General features: G+C 49.5%; 6 protein-coding genes. 4 read left to right on the forward strand and 2 right to left on the reverse strand.

Annotated features, from left to right (window positions below):
- Positions 1 to 4 precede the first annotated feature (4 nt).
- The 3 genes from A3EQ_RS0111940 to A3EQ_RS0111955 all read left to right on the forward strand — a co-directional run bounded on the left by A3EQ_RS0111940 (position 5) and on the right by A3EQ_RS0111955 (position 4,839).
- Complete coding sequence (locus A3EQ_RS0111940; protein ID WP_026499928.1) at positions 5 to 847, forward strand: sugar ABC transporter permease; 843 nt, start codon at positions 5 to 7, stop codon at positions 845 to 847.
- 516 nt (positions 848 to 1,363) lie between these two features.
- Positions 1,364 to 3,715, forward strand: a complete 2,352-nt coding sequence (locus A3EQ_RS0111950) for a glycoside hydrolase family 31 protein (RefSeq protein ID WP_020155414.1) — start codon at positions 1,364 to 1,366, stop codon at positions 3,713 to 3,715.
- Between the two features lie 98 nt (positions 3,716 to 3,813).
- Positions 3,814 to 4,839, forward strand: coding sequence for a LacI family DNA-binding transcriptional regulator (locus tag A3EQ_RS0111955; RefSeq protein ID WP_020155415.1), 1,026 nt, complete (start codon positions 3,814 to 3,816; stop codon positions 4,837 to 4,839).
- A gap of 217 nt (positions 4,840 to 5,056) precedes the next feature.
- Here the strand turns inward: A3EQ_RS0111955 and A3EQ_RS22525 are convergent, their stop codons facing one another.
- Both A3EQ_RS22525 and A3EQ_RS0111965 read right to left on the reverse strand, forming a co-directional pair.
- Positions 5,057 to 5,200 carry a hypothetical protein gene (locus A3EQ_RS22525; protein WP_020155416.1) on the reverse strand — a complete coding sequence of 48 codons (144 nt, stop codon included), beginning with the start codon at positions 5,198 to 5,200 and terminating at the stop codon, positions 5,057 to 5,059.
- Between the two features lie 110 nt (positions 5,201 to 5,310).
- Complete coding sequence (locus tag A3EQ_RS0111965) at positions 5,311 to 6,117, reverse strand: Cof-type HAD-IIB family hydrolase (protein ID WP_020155417.1); 807 nt, start codon at positions 6,115 to 6,117, stop codon at positions 5,311 to 5,313.
- Between the two features lie 197 nt (positions 6,118 to 6,314).
- Between A3EQ_RS0111965 and A3EQ_RS0111970 the strand changes: the two genes are divergently transcribed.
- Positions 6,315 to 6,529 (forward strand): helix-turn-helix domain-containing protein (locus A3EQ_RS0111970; RefSeq protein WP_154652848.1); only part of this gene is annotated, 215 nt, incomplete at its 3' end.

Genomic DNA, 6,529 nt, shown 5'->3' on the forward strand with positions numbered 1-6,529 from the left:
GAAAATGGGAATGAAAACCAGATCAAGAATCGAAGTTTCCCTCATTTACTTGGTCATTGCCATAATGACCGTCGTCATCATCTATCCGCTCTTGTGGACCGTCGGGCTTTCGTTAAATCCGGGAACTAGCTTGTATTCGGCCACGCTGATTCCTGAAAACTGGTCGTTTGTTCATTATAAATGGCTGTTTACAAGTCCCGACAGCGATTATTTGCTCTGGTATAGGAACAGCTTAATTGTAGCATTCGTCAATTCCGTTTGTTCCGTATTTTTAACTTCGTTAATTGCTTTCGCTTTTTCCCGGTATCAATTCATCGGGAGAAAATATGGGCTGTATTCCTTTTTGCTGTTGCAGATGTTTCCTTCCTTGATGTCCATGGTCGCCATATATATATTGTTAAATACCTTGGGCTTGCTGGATACCCTTGCGGGGCTGATGCTTGTGTACATCGGCGGGCAAATTCCATTTAACGCTTGGCTAGTTAAAGGTTATTTCGACACGATTCCAAGGGAACTGGACGAAGCGGCAAGGATTGACGGCGCCGGTCATTTCGGGGTGTTTTTCAGGATCATATTGCCTTTAGCCAAACCGATTTTGGCGGTGGTCGCCCTGTTTAATTTCATGGCGCCTTTTACAGATTTTTTGTTGCCCAATATCGTCATCAGAAGTCCTGAAAAATACACCCTGGCCCTCGGTCTGTTTAATTTCATTAACAACCAGTTTGCCAATAATTTCACCCGTTTTGCCGCAGGATCCATCCTTATCGCCGTTCCGATTGCATTGGTGTTTCTCTTTTTACAACGGTATTTAATCTCCGGATTAACCACCGGGGGAACGAAAGGATAATTGGCAGAAAGGGATTCTGAGTGGTTCTTTACCCGTTTTCCAGCTTTGATTTCTTAAAGAACATCCGTTGGAGCAGATGGTTCAATACAAACAGAAAATGCCCGAGTGGCATTCAAACAGAAAGAATCGCCGATTGGAGATTATCGTTACAGCAACAATCGGACAGAAAAACGACCGGTAAAAATCTCCGTAAAGCAGGCCGGATCAGTTTATTTGCAGCAAGCTCGATCCGAAGATGGACGCGGTGAACAATCACGAAAAGTCCGCGGTGAAACAAACGCGGAATTCACAAAAATTGCAGGGGAAAACGGGAAATGGGAAGGGTTGCCTTCAAACAGGACCTAGAAGGTGCTGCAAGCCTTGCGGGATGCTGGATTTTTCCGATTTGAACGATATCACCCGGACGATTTTCCCTGTTTTCTCATTTTTCTTTTCATTTTCATCTTGTAGTCGGGCAAGTGCCTGATAAAAAATAGTAGAGAGAAGGTTAAAGTTCAATAACTGGGAGGAATCGACATGCTGAACGACACCAGTTTCGCCATCCATCCGGGAAAGGAAATACGGGGATCGGAAAGGGACATGTATGATGCGGGGAAAATCCTGTCTTTTGCCCATGATGGAAACCGTTTTCTTGCCCGGTGCGAAAACGGCGAATTCGCCGTCACCTTTTATGCCGATGAGATTGTCCGCCTGCAAATGAACCCGTTCGGGGAAACGGAAAAGAAACACAGCCAGGCGGTCGTTTTGGAGCCGGAAGGATTGCCGTTTTCCGTGACGGAAACGGGGCAAACGGTCGCATTGTCTTCCGGGAAGATCCGGGTGGAAATCGGCAAAGATCCGCTGCGGGTAAACATTTATGACGGGGAAAACCGTCCGCTGTTTACCGAAGGGAAAAAGGGAATGGGCTTTAAAGCGGGCGGGGAAGTGGTCATGTTTAAAGAAATGGGGAAAGACGAATTTTTTTACGGCTTCGGCGAAAAGACCGGATATTTAAACAAGCGCGGCGAAATATTGACGATGTGGAACAGCGACGTGTACGCACCGCATAATCCGGAAACCGATCCCCTGTATCAATCCATTCCCTTCTTCATCGCCTTCGACCGGGGATTCGCCCGCGGGCTGTTTTTCGACAATCCGGGAAAGACGGTGTTTGACCTGCAGTCGGATCCCGACCATTTGTCCATTACGGCCGAATCCGGGTCCATCGACTACTACGTCTTCGCGGGTCCCACGATGAAAGACGTCCTTGCGCAATATACGGCGCTGACCGGGAGAATGCCCCTTCCTCCGAAATGGGCGATCGGTTATCATCAGTCCAGATACAGCTATGAATCGGAGGAAGAGGTCAGGCGGCTGGTGGAAATCTTTAAAGAGAAGGGCATTCCTTTGGATGTCGTCCATTTGGATATCCATTACATGAGAGGCTTTCGGGTCTTTACCTTCGACCGTAGCCGTTTCCCGGATCCGAAAAAATTGGTGGCGGATTTGAAAAAGGAAGGGGTCCACGTTGTCCCGATCGTCGATCCCGGCGTCAAAGAAGATCCGGAATACCCCGTATTCCAGGAAGGCATCCGGAAGGATCTCTTCTGCAAATATTTGGACGGGACGATCTTTTACGGGGATGTATGGCCGGGAAACAGCGCTTTCCCGGATTTCACCGACGAACGGGTCCGCAAGTGGTGGGGCGAAAAGCATCAGTTCTACATTGACCTCGGCATCGAAGGCATTTGGAACGACATGAACGAGCCCGCCGTCTTCAACGAGACGAAGACGATGGACGTCAAAGTGATGCACGCAAACGACGGCGATCCGAAAACCCACCGGGAGCTCCACAATATGTACGGCTTTTTCATGGGAAAGGCCACTTACGAAGGATTGAAAGAACGGTTAAAGGGAAAAAGGCCCTTTCTGCTGACCCGGTCGGGTTATGCGGGGATCCAACGGTATTCGGCCGTATGGACGGGGGATAACCGCAGCTTCTGGGAGCACTTGCAAATGTCCTTGCCGATGGTGATGAATCTCGGGTTGTCCGGAATCACTTTCGCGGGGGCGGATGTGGGCGGTTTCGCCCATCATGCCAACGGGGAGCTGCTTGCCCGCTGGACGCAGGCGGGAAGTTTCATGCCCTTTTTCCGCAACCATAGCGCTTTGGGCACCCTGCGCCAGGAACCTTGGGCCTTCGGCGAAAAATATGAAAAAATCATTAAGAAATATATTGAATTGCGCTATCGATGGCTGCCCCAATGGTATACCTTATTCGAAGAAGCCCACCGGAAGGGAACGCCGGTGATGAGGCCCCTCGTGATGGAATATCCGGACGATGAAAACACCTATTCCTTGTTTGACCAGTTTATGGTCGGGGACAATGTGATCGTCGCCCCCATCATGCAGCCGGCGCAAACGGTCCGCTCCGTTTATTTGCCGGAGGGGAACTGGATCCATTATTTCACCGGAGAAACCTTTGAAGGCGGAAAATACCATCTGGTGGAAGCGCCCCTTGAACAAATGCCGATCTTTGTGAAACAAGGAACGATGATCGCCCACGGAGAAGTGAAGCGGAATACGAAGGAAAAGGACGAATCCTTGACCCTTCACTATTATTACGGTCCCGATACCCGCTACGAATTCGCCCTCTATGATGACGACGGCGAAAGTTTCGCTTATCAAGACGGGGAGTATTTCCGCAAGTCGATCCGGATTTCCGCCGATCCGGAGGCCGTATATCTGGAAGTGAAGGAAGAAGGGAATTACCGCCCGGATTGGAAAGAGCTGAAACTGGCCGTTCATAACGGCAAAGAAGGACTGAAGATTTACCTGAACGGAAAGGCGCTTCAACAAAATTCCGACGGCACTTACCGCCTTTATTAAACTTTTCCTTAAAACTGGAAGGGAAAAAGGTGCCGGCACCTTTTCCCTTCCCGTAAAATCAGGTTGTCCCTATTCATGCGGCATAGGAGGATAAGAGGATGGCAGTAACCATCAAAGATGTGGCAAAAGCGGCCAATGTGGCTCCTTCAACCGTTTCAAGGGTAATCGCCGACAGCCCCCGGATCAGCGAAGAAACGAAGAGGAAAGTCCGAAAAGTCATGGAAGAATTGGGCTATCATCCCAACATGATCGCCCGCAGTCTGGCCAATCAATCCTCGAAGGCGATCGGCATCATTTTTCCAAATTCTGGTAATACCGCCTTTCAAAATCCTTTCTTCTCGGAAGTGCTGCGGGGAATCAGCGAAGGGGTTTCCGAAAAACATTATATTTTGCAATTTACAACGGGAAGAACGGAAGAGGAGATATTGCAGGACGTTAAAAAAATGGTGTTTGGCCGGCTGGTCGACGGGATGATTCTCCTCTATTCGAAATTGGGAGATTCGGTGATGAAGTTTTTAAAGGAGCAAAACTTTCCCTTTGTTCTGGTCGGGAAGCCGTTCGAGGACTCGGAAGTCATCACCCATGTGGACAACGACAACATTTCCGCGGCAAAGGAAGGCACGGAATATTTGATCCGTCTCGGTCACCGGAAGATCGGGTTCATCGGGGGAGACATCGGTTTCATGGTGACAAGAAACCGGCTGGAAGGATATCGAAGGGCATTGGCTGAGGCGGGAATTCCCGTGAATGAAAAATATTTGATCCATGAAGAGTTTTTGCTGGAAGGCGGTAAAGAAGCGGTGAAGGAATTGATGCTTTTGGACGATCCTCCGACCGCCCTGCTGGTGATTGATGATATCATGGCCCTCGGCGTATTAAAAACATTAAGTGAATTGGGGAAAAAGGTCCCCGAGGATATTTCCGTCGTCAGTTTCAATAACGTCCTCTTCGCCGAACTGGCCCAGCCTCCGTTGACTTCCGTCGATATCAACATTTTCACCTTGGGAATCGAAGCGGTCAAGCATCTGATCCAAAAAATCGAAAACCCGAAGGAACCGGTCAAGCGGATCATCATTCCCCACCGCCTGATCGTCAGAAAATCCTGTCAGGCCGTCGTCCGTTAATCGTTTGCCTTGCGGGCGGGGGAAGAATCGTCAGGAATAAATGGCGATGCGCCTTTCGCCAAACAAGTCGAATCAAAAAACCCCCCGGGTCGCAAAACCGCAGGGGAAAAAATTGCTCGGCGGGATTATGCCCATTTCCTTTTTTGTGCCTGAAGACGGTTCCGGCCCCCGGTTTGCCGGCCTTTCCGATTACCGGGCCGCCTTCCTTCAGCCCCGGTTATTCGCCGCCGAGGGAAGCCTTGCGCACGTTCCGCAGTTTTTTGGCTTCCGCTTCCGCATAGGAGGCGCTGCCGTGCAGCTGCTTCTTTTTGGCATGCTTCGCGGTTCCGGCCGCCCGGATCCCTTTGTAGATTTGCCCCATTTTCATCCCCCTTTTGGCGTCGAACGGAAGAAGTTCCGTTCCATCATAGTTTGGCCGTTTCCGAGGGGATTATCCCGACGGACCGTTTCCTTTTATGCGGCCGTTTCCCATCAAAAGAAAAATTTTTCCAAAAATCGGGCGACCCCGTCCCTTTCATTGTCAGCCGTGACCTCGTAGGCGACTTCCTTCACCTCGTCGATCCCGTTTTCCATGGCGATGCCGTATTTGGCATACGTCAGCATTTCGATGTCGTTGTCGCCGTCGCCGAAGGCGATGATCCGCTCTCGCGGGATCCGGTAATAGTCGGCCACCTTTTGCACGCCGATCGCCTTATTGATGCCGTGTTTGACGATTTCAACCACGTGCCAGGGGGCCCCCCAGTTGCGGTGGTCGACCAATTCCGCGTGGACTTCGGACAATATGGCCCGGATCTTTTTGACGCTCTCTTCATCCCCTTGAACGAGCAGGCTGGTCGGGTCGTTTTTCAAAAACCGCCGCAGATCCCCCGTCGTGATCTTCGGATTGCCGAGTTTCAATACATCCAGCAATTTTTCGTTATGGTAATGGATATAGACCTCATCGATGACTTCCGCCACCATATTTTCCACCGAATGCCGGGAGCAGATCTCGACAATTTCCTTTACGACGGATAAGGCTATCGGTTCGTGGAAGTTCTCCCAATCGGGATTTTGCGGGTGATGGACAAACGCGCCATTGAAGTTCACGATCGGGGAATCCAAGCCGAGTTCCCGGTAATACATGGCGCTGGAACGGTAAGGCCTGCCGGTGGAGATCATGACGATGTGGCCGTCCTTCCGCACCTGATCCAGCACCTTTTTCGTTTTTTCCGATATCGTTTTGTCTTCTTTAAGCAAAGTGCCGTCCAGATCCAATGCGATTAGAAATTTGTCTTTCATACGGTTCCCTTTCTTGGCAAAGCTTTTTATTATTGGTATGACGTTTCATATCGTGCTAAACTATAAAAGATAATTCCATTTTATTTCGAAAATGGAAATTTTACAACAAAAATCTCCGGTCGGTGTTGTTCGTCTGTGATATTGTCATATTGTAACGCTTCAGTGAAAATGTCAGTATGAGACAGGAGCGAATTCCATTGAGCAAAAAAGAATTGAAGCGTTACAAAGTGATTAGTCAATGGATCGAAGGGTATATCACGGGAAAACAAGCTGCCGAATTGTTATCGCTAAGTCTTCGTCAGGTTTATCGCCTCAAAAAACGAGTCCTTGAGGAGGATGAAAACGGAGTCATTCACAAAAACCGGGGGCGAAAACCTGCACATGCCTTATCCGAAGACATCCGGCAAAAAAT

This window comes from Caldibacillus debilis DSM 16016, from assembly GCF_000383875.1.
GTDB classification, from domain to species: domain Bacteria; phylum Bacillota; class Bacilli; order Bacillales; family Caldibacillaceae; genus Caldibacillus; species Caldibacillus debilis.